Here is a 16,156-nt window from a genome sequence, read left to right as displayed (position 1 = left end):
CTGTGAAGGAGGTCTGGGACGGTGTCCCTGCTATCCAGAATGTCCGCCGCCCCCGCCGCGGGTACGGCCCCCCTGGTGGAGGCCCTGCTGCGTGACCGGCGGCGCCCCGGCAGGCCGGACCTGCTGGCGCCCCCGAAGGCTCCGGCGGTGCCCGCACTGCCCGCGCACCCTCCGGGGCTGGCAGCCCTGCTCGGCCCCGACCGGGGCGGCGGCGGGACGGCCGTGGTGCCCCCGCCCGCGGAGCACTCCCGTGCCGGGGAGCACGACGCGGTGCCCGTCCTCTACTGCCCCCCGGCGGTACGCGACGACCCCGCCCTGGGAGAGGAGGTCGACCGCAGGCTCGTGGAGTGGGCCGAGCGGGTCGGGGTCTACCCCGGTGAGCTCGACCGGGTGAGTTCGGCCGGTTTCGGCCGGCTCATCATGCTGGCCCATCCCGAGACGGACGACCCGGACCGGCTGCTGGCCGCCGCCAAGTGCGCCCTGGCCGAGTGGTCGGTGGACGACCACTACGTGGACGGCGAGGTCGAGGAGGCCAGGCACGACCTGCTCGGCCAGCGCCTGGCGATCGCGCACTCGGTCATCGACCAGGCCCACCTGCCCCGTCGTTACGCACCCCAGCTGGAACGGGTGGTGCGCGCGGACCCGGTGATGGTCGCCCTGCGCTCCAGCCTGGAGGACCTGCGCGCCTACGCCAGCTGGGCGCAGCTGCGCAGGCTCCGGCACGAGCTGGCGATCATGTTCGTCGCCTACAACCAGGAGGGGGTCTGGCACACGGCGGGGCACCGGCCCCCCGTGTGGGAGTTCCTGATGCACCGGCACGAGAACAGTTTCGTGCCGTGCATGGCGCTCATCGACACCGTCGCCGGGTACGAGCTGCCCGCCGAGCAGTTCGCCCGCCCCGAGGTGCGGCGCGTGTTCACCCTGGCGGGTTCGGCCAGCGTGATCGTCAACGACCTCTACTCGATGGGCAAGGAGGACCCAGACGACTTCAGTCTGCCCCGGCTGATCGAGACCGAGGACGACTGTTCGCCACGGGAGGCGGTCGAGCGCACCGTCCAGGTGCACGACGAGCTCATGCACGCCTTCGAGGCCGAGTCCGCCCAGCTGGCCGCCACCGGCCCGCCCGAGCTCGGCCGGTTCCTGGCCGGGCTGTGGGCCTGGATGGGCGGCAGCCGCGAGTGGCACGCCAGCACCGCCCGCTACCACGGCGCGGACCGGTCCTGACCCGGCTCGCACACGCCTTCGCGCACCCCTCCCCGAAGGGGCCGCGCACACTCACGACAAGGAGTTCACATGACTGACACCATGCCCTCGACCTCGGGTTCGGTTCTGCGCACCGCCTACCAGGAATCGGTCGCCGAGTACTGGAACGCCGAGCAGGATCCGGTGAACCTGCGCCTGGGCGACGTGGACGGCCTCTACCACCACCACTACGGCGTCGGTGACTTCGACCCCTCCGTGCTGGAGGGGCCGGAGGAGACCCGGAACCAGCGAATCATCGAGGAGATGCACCGGCTGGAGACCGCCCAGGCCGAACTCCTCCTGGACCACCTCGGCCCGCTGGGGCCCCGGGACCGGATCATGGACACCGGTTCGGGCCGGGGCGGCAGCAGCTTCATGGCCCACAACCGCTTCGGCTGCGCGGTGGACGGGGTGAGCATCTCGCAGAAGCAGGTGGACTTCTCCAACGAGCAGGCCCGGGAGCGCGGGGTGGCGGATCGTGTGCGCTTCCACTTCCGCAACATGCTCGACACCGGTTTCGAGACCGGCTCGCTCTCCGCCAGCTGGAACAACGAGTCCACCATGTACGTGGACCTGCACGAGCTCTTCGCCGAGCACGCCCGGCTGCTGCGCCACGGCGGCCGGTACGTGACCATCACCGGCTGCTACAACGACGTCACCGGTGGGCGCTCCAAGGCGGTCAGCCGGATCGACGAGCACTACACCTGCAACATCCACCCGCGCAGCGCCTACTTCCGGGCCATGGCCGCCAACGGGCTGGTCCCGATCTCCGTGGTGGACCTGACCGACCAGACCATCCCGTACTGGGAGCTGCGGGCGCGCTCCTCGGTGGCCACCGGTATCGAGGACCCCTTCCTGACCGCCTACCGCGAGGGCAGCTTCCACTACCTGCTCATCGCCGCCGACAGGGTCTGACCCCCGACGGGGCCCGAGGTCCGGCCGCCGGGCGCCCGCCGTGTGGGGCGGGCGCCCGGCCGCGGCCCGTGCCGGGCTCAGGCTCCGTGGCGGGTCCTCAGTCCCGTGGGAGGGTCCGCGGCATCGGCGGTACGGGACGGTCGACCAGGGCATTGCGTCCCGCCCTCCGGGGTTCGCGGCCCTGACGGACGCACTCCAGGATCTCCTCGGCGGCGTACCTCCCGGTGATCTCGAAGCTCTGGGGGTTGGAGTCGTTCCCACTCCACACGGCGTCGCGGAGCACGACCCTCGTGGCGTAGGGCGCCCGGCCCCGGTTCTCCAGCCCCTCGCGCACCCCCTTGGCGAAGGCCGCCCTGAACACCTCGGGGAGGGGCTCGTCGGGGTGCGGGCAGGTCGCGGGCAGGTCGTCGACGAACTCGAAGTCCGCGCCGTCGAGCGCGGGCCCGGCGTCCAGCCAGACCAGGGCGAAGTACCCGGGGCAGGCCGTCCGCAGGAAGTTGCGGACGTGGACGCCGGTGACCGGGCGGGGGAGCGGCGGGAGCGGGTCCCTGCCCGGGGGATCGGGGGTCATGTCCCTCTTCCTACCGGAAGCACCCCCGCGCCCCTCACCCGGCCAACCGGTCGAGGATCCCGGGCAGGCCGGCCTCGTGGGCCACGGTCAGCCGCCTGGTCGCGCGGGTGAGGGCCACGTACAGGTCGTTGGCGCCCCGGTACTGGGCCAGGATCTGTTCGGGGCGCACCACGACCACCGAGTCGAACTCCAGGCCCTTGGACTCCGTTGCGGTCAGCACCACCACGGAGTCGCCAGGCTCGTCTCCGGAGCCCGCGCCGGGGCGTCCAGCCCCGGGCAGCAGGGCTGCCACCTCGGCCAGGGAGGCGTCGGAGGTGACCACCGCGATCCGACCCTCGCCGATGGCCCCGCGCTCCTCGACGACCAGGGCGGGCAGGCCGCGCAGGTCCGCCAGCCGTACCGCGCGGGGCGGCTGCCCGTCCTCGCGCACGGACTCGGGGATCTCCTGGTCGGGGGCGGCCTCGCGCAGCACGTCGGCGGCCACCGCCATGATCGGCGCCGGGGTCCGGTAGTTCACCCGCAGGTGCTCCACGTGCACCTTCGCGGGTGCGTAGGGTTCCAGTGCCGTCAGCCAGGAGTCGGTCCCGGCGGCGCTGCCGGTCTGGGCGACGTCGCCGACGACGGTCAGGGACCGGGTCGGCACCCGGCGCATCACGGTGCGCCAGGCCATCGGGGACAACTCCTGGGCCTCGTCCACGATCACGTGCCCGTAGGACCAGGTGCGGTCCGCCCCGGCCCGGTCGGCGGTGCTCAGATTGGGCCCCGAGTCGCGGTGGCGGGCGGCGAGGGTGACCGCGTCCAGGCCCTCGGCCGGGTCCTCGGTCAGGCCGGTGAAGTCGAGTACGCCCTGGGCGTAGCGGACCTCCTCCTCCCGTTCGGCGTCCATCCTGCGCTGCCGTGCGCGCAGGACGCTGTCGTCCCGGCCCAGCAGCTCGGCGGCCTCGTCCAGCAGCGGAACGTCCTCCACGGTCCACGCGTGGCCCGCGGGGCGGACCAGGGACCCGGCCTCCGCGACCCCGGCCTCGGCTCCCACCCGGGCCAGCGCCTCGGGGTCGGAGTACAGTCCGCGCAGCAGCCGCTGCGGGGTCAGGTCGGGCCACAGGGCGTCCAGGGCCTGCCGTACGGGCTCCTCCTGCCAGAGCCGTGCGCCCGCGTGCGGGAGGTCCTCCTCCGCGACGGGGCGGCCGAGCAGCACGGACTCGGCCCGGCCGAGTTCGGTGAGCAGGGTGTTCACCAGGTACTTGCGCGCCGTGTTGTGCGGCAGCCGCAGGTTCCGGGCGTTCTCCAGCACGTGCGCGCACAGGTCGCCGGGGACGAGCAGCGTCCCCGCGTCGGTCTCCACGCGCAGGTCGTCCTCGCCGAACGCCCGCAGGGGCGAGCGCTGCCGGTCCCGGACGGCGGTGCGCACCAGGTCGGCCATCCGCGGGGAGCCCTTGAGCAGCGCGGTCCGGTGGGTGTCGTGTTCGGTGGCCGCCACCCCGGGGAGGAGTTCGCCGACCGTGCGCATCACCACGTCGGTCTCGCCGAGGGAGGGGAGCACGTCGCCGATGTAGCGCAGGAACGCCGGGTTGGGGCCCACGACCAGGACACCGCGGCGCTCCAGCACCCGGCGGTGGGTGTAGAGCAGGTAGGCGGCTCGGTGCAGGGCCGCGACGGTCTTGCCGGTGCCGGGGCCGCCCTGGACGACCAGGACCCCGGCCAGCTGTGCCCGGATGACCCGGTCCTGTTCGGCCTGGATGGTGGCGACGATGTCGGCCATGCGGCCGGTGCGGCCGCGGTGCAGGGAGGCCAGCAGGGCCGCCTCGCCGACCAGTTGGCGGCGGTCGCCCTCGCTGAGGCCCTCGGTGTCGAAGACCTCGTCGTCCACGCCCAGGACCTGTCTGTCGCGCACTCTGAGGTGGCGTCGGCGGGTGATCCCTTCCGGGTCTCCGGGGGTGGCCGCGTAGAAGGGGCGGGCGGCCGGGGCCCGCCAGTCCACCAGGATGGTCTCGTGCTCGGTGTCGCGCAGGCCGATCCGGCCCACGTAGCGGGCTTCGGTCTCCTCGGGCCCGTGGGCGAGGTCGATCCGGCCGAAGCAGAGCCCCTCCTCGACGGAGCCGAGCTGGGCCCGGCGCCGGGCGTGCTCGTAGGAGCGCGTCTCGCGTTCCACGATGGCGGCGTAGCCGCTGCGCTCCTGCAGGTGGGCGTCGATGAGCCGTTGCTCGGTCTGCGCCCGCAGGGTGTCCAGGCGTTCGTACATGACGCTGACGCGCGCCTGTTCGACCACGATCGCGGTTTTCTCGGGCGAGGGGGCCGAGCTGTCGGATTGACGGGAATCCATTTGGTTGCTATCCTTGCCCGTAGGAAGAATTCTATTTTGCTTTTCGTAAGCGCGGATATCGCAGCTTAGCAGAAGGTGCACGCCGTACGCACCGTTCGCGCTGCGGCCCACGCGCTGGTCCACGCGGTCACGACCCCCGTCCCACAGGGGCGGGGGTTCCCCTGTGTCCGGACCCCGAGCCGTGCCCGTGCGGGTCCGGGCACCGGTCGGCTCACGTGTGTGCGGAAGCGGCCTCAGGCCAGGCCGATCCGCCCCAGGGTCCGACCGGTGCGCTCGTCCTCCTCCGCGAGGAAGGCGGCGAACCCGTCTCCGGCGAGGTAGGCGTCGGTCCACCGGTTGCGCGTCAGCCGCCCGCCCCACTCCGCCGAGGCGTGCACCCGCTCCACCAGTTCCAACAGCCATGCCAGGTCCTCCCCGGACAGCCCGGGCGGGGCCAGCAGCCCGCGCCAGTTCATGAACTCCAGGTCGATCCCGGCCTCCAGCAGAGTCGGCGCGTCGATCCCCGGGTCCGGCTCGGCCGCAGTCAGCGCCAGGACACGCAGCTGTCCGGAGTCGATCGCCGCGCGCTGCTCGCCGGGGCCCGCGGCGGCGAACTCGACCGTGTGGCGCATCAGGGCGGCCTGCATCGGACCGCCCCCGTCGTAGGAGCGGTAGACGACCTCGGCCGGGTCGATGCCCAGTTCCTCGGCCAGCAGCATGGTCACCAGGTGGTCGGGTCCGGCCGGGGTCGAGCCGCCGCCGACGCGGACGGCTCCCGGGTCCGCGCGCCAGGCCCGCACCAGGTCGTCGATGGAGGCGTACTCCGAGTCCGCGGGGACCAGCAGGGCCTCGGGCTCCTCGATCAGGCGGGCCACCGGGGTGGCCTGGGTGACCGAGTCCGCGGCGGAGTCGACGTGGGTGTTGGCGACCAGGCCCAGCCCCATCTGCAGCAGCAGGCCGGCCGAGCCGCGCTCGTACACCAGCCGGGCCAGCGCGGCGGTCCCGGTACTCCCCGCCAGGTTGAAGACCGCGATGTCGGGGACCGCGTCGATCTCCTCGACCACCGAGGCCAGCGTCCGGGCGGTGTGGTCGAACCCTCCGCCTGGCGGGGTCGGCACCATGATCCGCAGCGCCTCCTGGCGTCCCGGAACCTCGCAGCCCGCCAACGCCAGCGCCAGTCCGGCGGCGAGGACGGCGCGGCGGCTCGGCCCCTGCCGACCCGCCGCACCGCTGTGCCCGTCCAACCGCTCGTCACTTCCCGTCGTCTCAGCCCCGCGGAGTCGGGGCCTGATCCTCGGAACCGCCGTCCGGCACGGCTCCGGCGTCCGTCGCCGCCTCCGGTGAGCTCGGCCCGACCCGGCCGCGGCGCAGTCCGCGCACCGCGCGGACCAGGGCCGGGAGCAGCGACAGCAGCGCCACGGCCAGCAGCCCCGCCGAAATCGGCTCGCTGGCGAAGACGCCCCAGTCACCGCCGGAGATCTGCAGGGCCCGGCGCATGTTGGTCTCCATCAGACCGCCCAGGATGAGCCCCAGGATCAGCGGCGCGGCCGGGAAGCCGTTGCGCCGCATCAGGAAGCCGACGGCGCCGAACGCGGCCAGCAGGCCGAGGTCGAACACGCTGAAGCTGAGTCCGTAGACCCCCACCACGCAGAATACGACGACCAGGGGGACCAGGACCGCCCTGGGTGTGTTGAGTACCTTGGCGAACACCGGGATCAGCGGCAGGTTGAGGACGAGCAGCACCACGCTGCCCACGTACATCGACGCGACCACGCCCCAGAACATGTCGGGGTTGTCTGCCAGCATCGTCGGCCCCGGGGTCACGCCCAGTACGAGCAGCGCGCCCAACAGGATCGCTGTCGTGCCCGACCCCGGCACTCCCAGGGTCATCAGCGGCACGAACGAGCCCACCGCCGCCGCGTTGTTGGCCGCCTCGGGGGCGGCCACCCCCTTCGGGTTGCCCTGGCCGAAGGTGTCGCCGTCGCGGGCGATCTTCTTCTCCATCGAGTACGACAGGAACGAGGCGACCGTGGCCCCCGCGCCCGGCAGGACGCCGGTGAAGAAGCCGAGCACCGAGGAGCGCAGCGTGGGCGGGGCGATCCGGCCCAGCTCACGGCCGGACAGCCGCAGCGAGGTCACGCCCTTGCGCGCACCGCCCTGCCCGCGCCGGTTGAGCATGACCAGCACCTCGGCGAGCGCGAACACGCCCAGGGCCACGATGAGGAACTCCACGCCCTCGTACAGTTCGGGCAGGTCGAAGGTGTACCGGACGATCGCGGTCTGGGAGTCGATGCCCACCAGGGCCGTCATCACCCCGACCACGGCCGAGATCAGGCCCTTGACCAGGTTGTTCCCGCCGAGGGAGACCACCGCGGTCAGGCCCAGCACCATCAGGGCGAAGTACTCGGTGGGGCCGAAGCTGACCGCGAACGACGCCAGGCCCGGCGCGATCGCCATCAGGCCGACGACGCCGATGGTGCCGCCGACGAAGGAGGAGATCGCGGCGATCGCCAGGGCCTTGCCCGCCCTGCCCCGCAGGGCCATCGGGTAGCCGTCGAAGGACGTGGCGACCGTTCCGGCCACTCCCGGGGCGTTGAGCAGGATGGACGAGGTCGATCCGCCGAAGATGGCCCCGTAGTACACCCCGGCCAGCATGATGATCGCCGAGGTGGGCTCCATGCCGTAGGCGATCGGGATCATCAGCGCGATCGCGCTCATCGGCCCCAGCCCCGGCAGGATGCCGATGACCGTCCCGGCGAGCACACCGATGAGGACGAAGAGCAGGTTCTGCGGGGTCAGCGCGATGCTGAACCCGTGCAGGAGTTGGTCGAGCATGCCCATGAGAGGCTTCCTTGGTCGGGTTCAGAAGGGGAGCGGGCCGCTCGGCAGCACCACGCCCAGGCCCCAGGTCATGGCCGCGTAGAGCGCGAAGGGCAGGCTGAGGGCGACCGTGGCGGTGACCAGGTGTCGGCGGTAGCCGAGGTACCAGGTCATCGACCCCAGGTACAGGGCGGTGGCCAGAACGAACCCGAGGGGTTCGAACAGGGCGACGTAGGCGACGAGTGCGCCGACGAACAGACCGATCTCCAGGCGGGGGTCGGCGAGCCTGCCCAGCCGTGCGGCGTCCTGCGCGGGGTCGGCGTCCGTAGAAGTGCCGTCCGTGGAGGTGCTGTCCGCGGCCGCCGCCTCGTCCACCGGGGCGCGCTGGAAGAACAGCAGCACCGCCAGCACCAGCAGCACCACTCCCAGCCAGCGCGGGAGGGTGGACGGCTGGACGGGGACGCTCACCGCCGTGTAGTCGGGCATCTGGAAGGCCAGCACCAGGTAGCCGATCGCGAACAGCCCGACCGCGGTGCCCATCGTGCGGGGTGAGAACCGGAACGCCTGCTCCGGCGTCACCCCCGCGCGCGGCCTCCAGGGCCTCCGGGGGCGGCTCCGGACGGTCTCCGCCGCCGCTTCGTTCGGTGTCGTGGTCCTGTCGCTCACTGGAGACCGACCTCGGTCAGGATCTCGGCGTACTCGTCGCGGGTGTCGTCCAGGAAAGCGCCGAACTCCTCGCTGTCCTGGTAGGCGTCGGTCCAGCCCAGGCGGGCCGACTCCTCCTGCCATGCCTCGGTGTCCATCAGTTCCGCGAACAGCTCCTCGTAGTAGGCGACCTGTGCCCCGTCCAGGTCGCCCGGGGCCATGACGCCGCGCCAGATGTCGAAGGTGAAGTCGACGTCCTGTTCGACCAGGGTCGGCACGTCGGACACGGCTTCCACGCGCTCGGGGGAGGAGATCCCCACCGCGCGCATGTCCCCGGACTCCAGCATGCCCAGGGCCTCGCCCGTGCCCACGACGGCCGCGTCCACGTGCCCGCCCAGCAGCGAGGTCATGGCCTCGCCGCCGCCGTCGAAGGGGATGTAGTTGGCCGAGGCCGGGTCCGTCCCGGCCGCTGTCAGCGCGCCCGCCAGGGCGACGTGGTCCATGCTGCCGGGGCCCGAGCCGCCGCCGACGCTGAACTCACCGGACTCGGCCTGGGCCGCCAGCTCGTCGAAGGTCTCGACGTCGGAGTCGGCGGGCACGAGGTAGACCATGTAGTCGGTCGCCAGACGGGCGATCGGGGTGAAGTCCTCGTGGTCGTGGTCGGAGTTCCCGGCCATCGGCACCAGCAGGACGGGCGGGCTGGTCACGAACAGCTTGTGCGGGTCGCCGCCGTGCCCGGCGACGTAGGCCCAGCCGATGGCGCCGCCCGCGCCCGGCTTGTTGACCACCTGGACGGACTGGTCCACCAGGCCCTCCTCCTCCAGCAGGCGGGCACCGGTGCGGGCGAGGGTGTCCCAGCCGCCGCCGGTGGCCGCCGGGGCGGTGATCTCGATGGCCTCGGTCGGCGCCCAGGTGCCGTCCTCGGCGGTGCCGCTGCCGGAGCCGCAGGCGGCGAGCACCAGCGGGAGGGCGGCACCGACGGCGGCCGCGCGGAACCCGGGGGTGCGGCGGGCGGGGCCCGAACCGGGGGTACCAGGACTGACGTGCGTCTTCGTCATGCGGAGCATGATTTCTCCGTAGGGGATCTGGCCGGGTATGTTCCGGTTGTCGTGTGAGGCAACGCACAGGCAAGCAGAGGGAAACACGGGTGAGAAGTGTTGTGTCTTTTGTGCGGGCAATGGTCGTAAGGAATGTTGTGGTCGTTGTGTTCACACGGGCCCCGACGGCGGCTGTCCGATGAGGTTCGGGGCGCCGAGGACGACGCTGGCCGGGCAGTTCCTCGCGCTGCAGCTCGGCATCGTCGTCACCGTGCTGGTCATGGTCGCCGCCGTGTCCCTGGCCCAGTCCGACGCACGCCTGCGCCAGACCGAGAGCCGCCGGATGCTCTCGGTCGCCGAGAGCACCGCCGCACGTGACATCGTCCGCGCGGGGCTGCAGGCCGAGGGGAGCCCGGAGGTCCTGGCGCCGACGGCCGAGAGCGTGCGCGTGCTCTCCAGCACCGACCACCTGATCGTCCACGACAGCGACGGGCGGGCCCTGACCCTGGACCCCGGCCCCGGCGACGGCGGGTCCCGGGCGGAGCCCGGCATCGCCCCGGCGCTCCGGGGCCGCGCCTGGACCGGGGTCACCGAGATCGACGGCAACCGCACCGTGGCCGCGGCCGTCCCGGTCATCGGCGAGGGCGGCGCCATCCTCGGCGTCGTCGTCGCGGGCGTGGACTACCCCGGTACCGGTGAACTCCTGGTCCTGGCCACCCCCAACCTCCTGGTGTACCTGGGTATCGCCAGCGTGCTCGGCGTGGCCGGGTCCCTGCTGCTGTCCCGCCGGGTCAAACGCCAGACCCTGGGCCTGGAACCCGACCAGATCGCCCGGCTCGTGGAACACCGGGAGGCCATGCTGTACGGCATCAAGGAGGGAGTCCTGGGGCTGAACGCCGAGCACCGGGTCACCCTGGCCAACGCCGCCGCCGTCCGCCTGCTCGGCCTGCCCCCCGGCTGCGTCGGCTCCACCCTCGCCGACCTGGGGGTGGGCGGTGAACTGGAGGACGTGCTGCTGGGCCGGGTCCGGGGCCGCGACACCGTGGTGGCCCTCGGCGACCGGCTGGTCGCCCTCAACCGGATGCCTCTGGCCGCCGAGGGAAGCCCCGCCGGATCCGTGACCACCATGCGCGACCGCACCGACCTGGTCGAGCTCCAGCACGAACTGGACACCAGCAAGACCACCACCGAGACCCTGCGCGCCCAGGCCCACGAGTTCAGCAACCGGCTGCACGTCATCTCCGGGCTGCTGGAACTGCGCGAGTACGGTGAGGCCGCCAAGTACGTCAGCCAGGTCGGCGGCGCCCGGGCCCAGCTCAGCGCCGACGTCACCGGCCGGGTCAACGACCCCTCGCTGGCCGCGCTGCTCATCGCCAAGACCAGCCTGGCCGACGAGCAGCGCACCCGGTTGCGGATCTGTCCGCGGACCCGGCTGGAGCCGGTCTCGGAGGAGCTGTCCGACGACCTGGTCACGGTCGTGGCCAACCTGGTCGACAACGCGCTGGACGCCGTCGCCCCGACCGCAGGCGGCGCCGAACGCCCCTGGGTGGAGGTCGGGGTCGTCGGCGGCGGCAGCGCCCCGGTCCAGGTGAGCGTCAGCGACTCCGGGCCCGGTGTGCCCAGCGAACTCGCCGGCGAGGTCTTCCAGCACGGCTACACGACCAAGGACGGGGCCGGGCGCAAGCGCGGGCTGGGGCTGGCCATCGTCGGCCTGGTCTGCGCGCGCCGCGGCGGAACGGCGACCGTCGCCGGTTCGCGGTTCACCGCCGTCCTGTACGAGACCCCGCCCGACCCCGAAGGGGAGAACTGATGCCCGCCACTCCTGGCAGCCCACGACCGCAGCACACCGTCAGGCACACGCCGAACGGGCCGGAGGCGACGCCCGAAGACACGGATGCCCAGGTCAGGACACTCATCGTCGATGACGACTTCATGGTTGCCCGGGTCCACCGCGGCCTGGTGGAGCGGGTCCCCGGCTTCACCGTCGTCGGCGAGGCCGGGACCGGGGCCGAGGCCCTGGACATGGTCGCGCGATCGCGCCCGGACCTGGTCCTGCTCGACATCTACCTGCCCGACATGAACGGCATCGAGGTGCTGCGCGCACTGCGCGCGTCCGGCGGCGAGGGCCTGCCCGAGGTGGACGCGCTGGTCATCACGGCGGCCCGGGACAGCGAGACCGTCCGCCACGCGCTGCGCGGCGGGGCGGTGCAGTACCTGATCAAACCCTTCGAGCCCGCGCTCCTGACCGAGCGGCTGCGCGACTACGCGCGGCTGCGCCGTGACCTGGCTACCGGGGACGCCGCCGACCAGGACGCCGTCGACCGGGCCTTCGGCGCGGCCCGGCCGGTGAACCGATCAGCCAAGGTGATGCCCAAGGGGCTGACCAGCCCGACCGCCGAGCTCGTGGAGCGGGCGCTGCGCACCCGCGCCGCCCGGAGCGGGGGAACGGGCACCGAGGACCTCTCGGCGACCGAGTGCGCCGCCGCCACCGGCATCTCCCGGGTCAGCGCCCGCCGCTACCTGGAGCACTTCGCCGAGTCCGGCCGCGTCGAGGTCCGGTTGCGCTACGGCACGGCCGGACGGCCCGAACGCCGTTACCGCTGGTCGGGGTGAACCGGGGCCGCTACCGCACCGGAATCGGTGCGGCGGTGGCCCCGGTCCGCCACAGCCGCTACACTCGGGCCCATGCGAGCCAATACGACCAGCCAGGCCCAGTGGTGGCGCCGCTCCTGAGCGGCGCAGGTTCGTAGTACCCGAAAACAGCGACCGCCCCGGACCGGCGGTCGTTTCCTGTTTGGCGGCCCCGGCCGGTGACGACCACCCCGACCGCAGAGTGCCAAAAGGACCGGCCGTGAACCCCAGCGACGTACAGACCACCACGTACCGCACCCCGAGCGGCGTGACCGTTCACCGCAACGCCACCCCCTGCGACCCCGAGGTCCTCACCGACCTCGTCAGTTCGGTCGAGTACCGGCGCGGCGGCGTGCTCTCCTCGGGGATGGAGTATCCCGGCCGCTACGACCGCTGGCACCTGGGGTACGTCGACCCCTGCCTGGAGGTCAGTACCCGGGGCCGCAGGGTCACCGCCTCCGCGCTCAACGACCGCGGGCGGGTCCTGCTCCCCGTGCTCGCCGGAGCCCTCGACGCCGTGCCCGGGGCCGCCGAGCGCGAGCAGGGCGCCGACCACGTCGCGATCACCGTTCCCGAACCCGACCCGGACGCCTTCTTCACCGAGGAGGAGCGCAGCCGCCGCCCCAGCGTCTTCACCGCCCTGCGCTCGGTCGTCGCGGCCCTGCGCAGCCCCGAGGACACCAACCTGGGCCTCTACGGGGCCTTCGGCTACGACCTCGCCTTCCAGTTCGAGCCGGTCCAGCGGCACATCGACCGGGACCCCGCCGACCGGGACATGGTCCTGCACCTGCCCGACGCCATCGTCGTCCGCGACCGCAAGCGCGAGACCTGCGTGCGCTACACCTACGAGTTCACCGTCCCCGCCGACGGCGACCGGCCCGAGGCCACCACCGAGGGCCTGCCCCGCCGGAGTGAGCCCACGCCGCCGGTGGTCGCCGCCGAGGTCCCGCCCGGTCCCCAGCCCGGCTCCTACGCCGAGATCGTCGCCGAGGCCAAGAAGAAGTTCCGACGCGGCGACCTGTTCGAGGTCGTGCCCGGGCACCGCACCTACGCGCGCTGCTCCTCACCCGCCCGCTTCTACGAGCTGCTGCGCGAACGCAACCCCGCACCCTACGAGTTCTTCTTCAACCTGGGGGAGGGCGAGTACCTCGTCGGCGCCTCCCCGGAGATGTTCGTGCGGGTCAGCGGTGAACCCGGCACCGGTCAGCGGGTCGAGACCTGCCCCATCTCCGGCACCATCCGCCGTGGCGAGGACGCGCTCGGGGACGCGGAGAACATCCAGGAACTGCTCTCCTCGGTGAAGGAGAAGTCCGAGCTCACCATGTGCACGGACGTGGACCGCAACGACAAGTCGCGCGTGTGCGAACCCGGCAGCGTCAAGGTGATCGGCCGCAGGCAGATCGAGATGTACTCCCGCCTGATCCACACCGTCGACCACATCGAGGGCACCCTGCGCCGCGACTTCGACGCCCTGGACGCCTTCCTCACCCACATGTGGGCGGTCACCGTCACCGGGGCCCCCAAGACCTGGGCGATGCGTTTCATCGAGCAGCACGAGACCAGCCCCCGCCGCTGGTACGGCGGTGCCGTCGGGGTGATCAACTTCGACGGTTCCATGAACACCGGCCTGACCCTGCGCACCGCCCACATCCGCGACGGGGTGGCCGCGGTGCGCGTGGGCGCGACCCTGCTCTACGACTCCGACCCCGAGGCCGAGGAGAGGGAGACCTTCCTCAAGGCCCGGGCCCTGCTGGAGACCCTCGCCCTGGGCGAGGAGGCCGCGCGCGCCGAGGCGGGCGGGGCGGACCCGGAGACGGAGGGGACCGTCGCCCAGGCCGCCCCGGTGCCCGCCGGGCTTCCCGGTGAGGGCATGCGGGTCCTGCTGGTCGACCACGAGGACTCCTTCGTCAACACCCTCGCCGACTACGTGCGCCGTCACGGGGCGCAGGTCACCACGGTCCGCTACGGGTTCGACCCCGAACTGCTGGACCGGCTCGCCCCCGACCTGGTGGTCCTCTCGCCCGGCCCCGGCCTGCCGGTCGACTTCGCCATGTCGGACCTGTTGGACGCCCTGGCCGCCCGCCGCCTGCCGGTGTTCGGGGTGTGCCTGGGCCTGCAGGGCATGGTCGAGCACGCGGGGGGAGAGCTGCGCACCCTCGACGAGCCGGTGCACGGCAAGCCCGGCCGGGTCCGGGTCCTGGGCGGTCGGCTGCTGGCGGGTACGGGCGAGGACGGCGTCTTCCCCGCGGCCCGCTACCACTCCACCTACAGCACCCGTGACCTGGTGAAGAACTTCGAGGTCACCGCCGTGCTGGAGGGCGGAACCGGCCAGGAGCCCCTGGTGATGGCGATCGAGGACCCGGACGCGCGCTGGTACGCCGTCCAGTTCCACCCCGAGTCGATCCTCACCGCCAGCGTCGGGGAGGGCATCGTCTCCCGGGTCCTGGAGCTCGCCCGAGGATGATGCGGACGGTCCGCATGTGAAGGATTTTGTCTCGTGTGGACCGCTTCTCACCTGCACGGGAGGTATTCATGTCCGAAACCTTGCCGTTAACTAAGTTTGATCAACCTGTTAGCGGACAAGGGTTGCGTATGGGTATTTTGCTAACGATCCTCGGAATCATCCTCATTGTCGGCGGCGTTCTGGGCGTGCTGCGCGGTCAGCTCCTGTGGGGCATCATCGCCATCGTCGTCGGCCTCTTCGTCGCACCCGGCTACTTCTACGGCCTCTAGGCCGTTCCGGGCGAGTAAGGAAAGAATTCCGACTGCTGCCCCCGCCTCCTTCGGGCGGGGGTGCCGCGGCAGGGCCCCGGCATCCGGGCGTGCGGCGCTGAGCGCCCGCCCGGATGCCGGGGCGTCGTCCGTCAGACGGTCTCCTCGGCTCCGGTCTCGGCGCGCAGCCCCACGGACCCGATGCCCGCCAGGAGGGCGAGTTCGTCGTTGGCCGAGGTGTCCCCGGTGGCCCCGCAGGCGCCCAGTAGTGCGCCCCGCCCGTCCCGGACGAACACACCGCCGGGGACGCTGAGCACCCGCCCCTGGGCCAGGGCGGTGAGCGAGGCGAAGAACTCCGGAGAGGACTCCGCGCGGGCGGCGATCGCCCGGTTGTTCATCCCGAGCCCGAGCACGCCCCAGGCCTTGGCCACGGCGAGGTCCGGTCGGAGCAGACCCGAACCGTCCTGACGGGCCAGGGCCACGAGGACGCCGCCCGGGTCCAGGACGGCGATGGTCAGCGGCTTCAGGCCGTTGGCGGCCGCGTATCTCCCGGCCCCGTCGATCAGTCCCTGAGCCTGCTCCAGAGTAATGGCCACCAGGCGCGTTCCCTTCGTTCGGGTCCCCGAGGGGGAGACGTCGGAGTCGTGCCATCCACAGCGGTTTGTGATGGGTACCACACGAGGCTAGTGCGGGCCGAACCGGTAGTGAATGTGGGAATGCGCCGGATTCCCCGGCCGGAGGAATCCGGAGTTCGTGGAAAGCTCCATGCCGACCGGTGGGACCGAAAGCAGCGGCGGCGGCCTCCGGGGGTCCTACCGTGCGTTCAGCGCGCGCACGGGCTCGGCCGCGCGCGCGTCGTAGCGCTCACGCGCCTCGCTGATCTCCTCACCGTGCTTCTCGGCCCACACCCGGAAGGCCTCCATGAGCACGACCAGGTCCTGCCCCAGGGGAGTCAGGGAGTACTCCACCTGCGGCGGCGTGGTGGGGAACACCTGGCGGTCCACCAGGCCGGCGCGCTCCAGGTCGCGCAGGGTCCGGGTGAGCATCTTCTGCGTGATGCCGTCGAGGCGCCGGCGCAGCACCCCGAAGCGCATCGGTCCGTTCGGGAGTGCGCCCATGACGAGGCACACCCACTTGCTGGCCAGCAGGTCGAGGACGTCACGGGAGACGCAGTTGCGCAAGTAGGCATCTGCTCCTCCATGTTCTTGCAGTTCAGGGGTGGTATACACGGGGTACCTACCAGACTTTCAAGTGCCTTCTATACAACGGATACCTTATCCGGAA

14 protein-coding genes are annotated in these 16,156 nt (G+C 72.2%); 6 read left to right on the top strand and 8 right to left on the bottom strand.

From position 1 onward, the window contains the following. The first annotated feature begins 21 nt into the window (after window positions 1–21). Together IE195_RS14920 and IE195_RS14915 are read left to right on the top strand one after the other, a co-directional pair. Window positions 22–1,224 carry a family 2 encapsulin nanocompartment cargo protein terpene cyclase gene (locus IE195_RS14920; RefSeq protein WP_191271817.1) on the top strand — a complete coding sequence of 401 codons (1,203 nt, stop codon included), beginning with the start codon at window positions 22–24 and terminating at the stop codon, window positions 1,222–1,224. 69 nt (window positions 1,225–1,293) lie between these two features. Continuing rightward, window positions 1,294–2,157, top strand: a complete 864-nt coding sequence (locus IE195_RS14915) for a geranyl diphosphate 2-C-methyltransferase (protein ID WP_191271815.1) — start codon at window positions 1,294–1,296, stop codon at window positions 2,155–2,157. Window positions 2,158–2,254: 97 nt separating this feature from the next. Here the strand turns inward: IE195_RS14915 and IE195_RS14910 are convergent, their stop codons facing one another. The 6 genes from IE195_RS14910 to IE195_RS14885 all read right to left on the bottom strand — a co-directional run bounded on the left by IE195_RS14910 (window position 2,255) and on the right by IE195_RS14885 (window position 9,550). Beyond that, window positions 2,255–2,728, bottom strand: coding sequence for a hypothetical protein (locus IE195_RS14910; RefSeq protein WP_191271813.1), 474 nt, complete (start codon window positions 2,726–2,728; stop codon window positions 2,255–2,257). Between the two features lie 34 nt (window positions 2,729–2,762). Continuing rightward, a complete protein-coding gene (locus IE195_RS14905) occupies window positions 2,763–5,048 on the bottom strand; it encodes a HelD family protein (protein WP_191271811.1) in 2,286 nt (761 codons plus the stop codon). 233 nt (window positions 5,049–5,281) lie between these two features. Further along, entirely contained in the window at window positions 5,282–6,271 is a 990-nt protein-coding gene (locus IE195_RS14900; protein ID WP_225942468.1) for a Bug family tripartite tricarboxylate transporter substrate binding protein, read from the bottom strand. A 22-nt stretch (window positions 6,272–6,293) separates the two neighbouring features. Further along, a complete protein-coding gene (locus IE195_RS14895) occupies window positions 6,294–7,868 on the bottom strand; it encodes a tripartite tricarboxylate transporter permease (RefSeq protein WP_225942467.1) in 1,575 nt (524 codons plus the stop codon). A gap of 21 nt (window positions 7,869–7,889) precedes the next feature. After that, a complete protein-coding gene (locus IE195_RS14890; protein ID WP_191271809.1) occupies window positions 7,890–8,387 on the bottom strand; it encodes a tripartite tricarboxylate transporter TctB family protein in 498 nt (165 codons plus the stop codon). A gap of 122 nt (window positions 8,388–8,509) precedes the next feature. Then, a complete protein-coding gene (locus IE195_RS14885) occupies window positions 8,510–9,550 on the bottom strand; it encodes a tripartite tricarboxylate transporter substrate binding protein (RefSeq protein ID WP_225942466.1) in 1,041 nt (346 codons plus the stop codon). A 178-nt stretch (window positions 9,551–9,728) separates the two neighbouring features. Between IE195_RS14885 and IE195_RS14880 the strand changes: the two genes are divergently transcribed. The 4 genes from IE195_RS14880 (at window position 9,729) to IE195_RS14865 (ending at window position 14,893) form a co-directional block, all read left to right on the top strand. Next, window positions 9,729–11,339, top strand: coding sequence for a sensor histidine kinase (locus IE195_RS14880; RefSeq protein WP_191271805.1), 1,611 nt, complete (start codon window positions 9,729–9,731; stop codon window positions 11,337–11,339). Then, entirely contained in the window at window positions 11,339–12,142 is an 804-nt protein-coding gene (locus IE195_RS14875; protein WP_191271803.1) for a response regulator, read from the top strand. Before IE195_RS14880 ends, IE195_RS14875 begins: the two co-directional genes overlap by 1 nt. Before the next feature lie 238 nt (window positions 12,143–12,380). Continuing rightward, window positions 12,381–14,624 (top strand): anthranilate synthase component I, encoded by a 2,244-nt coding sequence (locus IE195_RS14870; protein ID WP_191271801.1) that lies wholly within the window; start codon window positions 12,381–12,383, stop codon window positions 14,622–14,624. A 128-nt stretch (window positions 14,625–14,752) separates the two neighbouring features. Then, complete coding sequence (locus tag IE195_RS14865; RefSeq protein WP_191271788.1) at window positions 14,753–14,893, top strand: GPGG-motif small membrane protein; 141 nt, start codon at window positions 14,753–14,755, stop codon at window positions 14,891–14,893. A 131-nt stretch (window positions 14,894–15,024) separates the two neighbouring features. Here the strand turns inward: IE195_RS14865 and IE195_RS14860 are convergent, their stop codons facing one another. Together IE195_RS14860 and IE195_RS14855 are read right to left on the bottom strand one after the other, a co-directional pair. After that, a complete protein-coding gene (locus IE195_RS14860; protein WP_191271786.1) occupies window positions 15,025–15,468 on the bottom strand; it encodes a GlcG/HbpS family heme-binding protein in 444 nt (147 codons plus the stop codon). A gap of 216 nt (window positions 15,469–15,684) precedes the next feature. Then, window positions 15,685–16,053: a winged helix-turn-helix transcriptional regulator gene (locus tag IE195_RS14855; RefSeq protein ID WP_225942465.1), complete on the bottom strand. Its 369-nt coding sequence runs from the start codon at window positions 16,051–16,053 to the stop codon at window positions 15,685–15,687. Window positions 16,054–16,156 lie beyond the last annotated feature (103 nt).

This window comes from Nocardiopsis terrae, from assembly GCF_014651695.1.
GTDB lineage: Bacteria > Actinomycetota > Actinomycetes > Streptosporangiales > Streptosporangiaceae > Nocardiopsis > Nocardiopsis terrae.
The sequence above is the reverse complement of the archived record's forward strand: the minus strand, read 5'-3'. Positions and strand labels throughout refer to the sequence as shown.

Bases quoted from the DNA above. Each gene is read 5' to 3' on its own strand.
- IE195_RS14895 (WP_225942467.1), bottom strand. From the start codon at position 7,868: ATGGGCATGCTCGACCAACTCCTGCACGGGTTCAGCATCGCGCTGACC.
- IE195_RS14890 (WP_191271809.1), bottom strand. From the start codon at position 8,387: ATGGGCACCGCGGTCGGGCTGTTCGCGATCGGCTACCTGGTGCTGGCC.
- IE195_RS14865 (WP_191271788.1), top strand. From the start codon at position 14,753: ATGGGTATTTTGCTAACGATCCTCGGAATCATCCTCATTGTCGGCGGC.
- IE195_RS14915 (WP_191271815.1), top strand. From the start codon at position 1,294: ATGACTGACACCATGCCCTCGACCTCGGGTTCGGTTCTGCGCACCGCC.
- IE195_RS14905 (WP_191271811.1), bottom strand. From the start codon at position 5,048: ATGGATTCCCGTCAATCCGACAGCTCGGCCCCCTCGCCCGAGAAAACC.
- IE195_RS14910 (WP_191271813.1), bottom strand. From the start codon at position 2,728: ATGACCCCCGATCCCCCGGGCAGGGACCCGCTCCCGCCGCTCCCCCGC.
- IE195_RS14875 (WP_191271803.1), top strand. From the start codon at position 11,339: ATGCCCGCCACTCCTGGCAGCCCACGACCGCAGCACACCGTCAGGCAC.
- IE195_RS14885 (WP_225942466.1), bottom strand. From the start codon at position 9,550: ATGACGAAGACGCACGTCAGTCCTGGTACCCCCGGTTCGGGCCCCGCC.
- IE195_RS14880 (WP_191271805.1), top strand. From the start codon at position 9,729: ATGAGGTTCGGGGCGCCGAGGACGACGCTGGCCGGGCAGTTCCTCGCG.